Origin of the sequence: Salinicola sp. MH3R3-1 (assembly GCF_001937155.1) — a bacterium.
Classification (GTDB): Bacteria; Pseudomonadota; Gammaproteobacteria; order Pseudomonadales; family Halomonadaceae; genus Salinicola; species Salinicola halophyticus.
The window spans coordinates 1-513 of record NZ_MSDP01000117.1 but is presented as its reverse complement, the minus strand read 5'-3'; the positions used below and the strand labels follow the sequence as shown (position 1 = coordinate 513).

At 63.2% G+C, this 513-nt stretch carries 1 protein-coding gene; it reads left to right on the top strand.

What is annotated here, in order from left to right:
- The coding region (locus BTW08_RS18645) for an Ig-like domain-containing protein (RefSeq protein ID WP_210403281.1) at positions 1-513 on the top strand (513 nt) is incomplete at both ends.

The following is a 513-nucleotide window of genomic DNA, read 5'->3' as shown; positions in this document are numbered from 1 at the left end:
CTACACCGCCACCGATAACGATGGCGGCGTCAGTGCAACGAAGACGGTCACCATCACCGTGACCGGCACCAACGATGCACCGGTGGCTCAGGCCGCCACGGACATGACAGAGGAGAACTCCGTTCTCAGCGGGCAAGTGCCGGCAGCAACGGATGTCGATGGGACGATCGCCGGTTACGACCTGGCGACGGATGTCGGTACCGGCAATGGTTCGTTGACGTTCAATGCCGACGGTTCCTATAGCTTCGTCTCCGGCACCGACTTCGACAGTCTGGCTGCGGGCGAGAGCCGTGAGGTCACGTTCAGTTACACCGCTACCGACAACGATGGCGGCGTCAGCGAGCCCAAGACGGTCACTATTACCGTCACCGGCACCAACGATGCGCCGGTGGTCGTCGCCGATACCCAGACCACCGGCGAGAACAGTGCTCTCAGCGGGCAGGTGCCGGCAGCGACCGATATCGATGGCACCATCGCCGGTTACGACCTGGCGACGGATGTCGGCACCGGCAA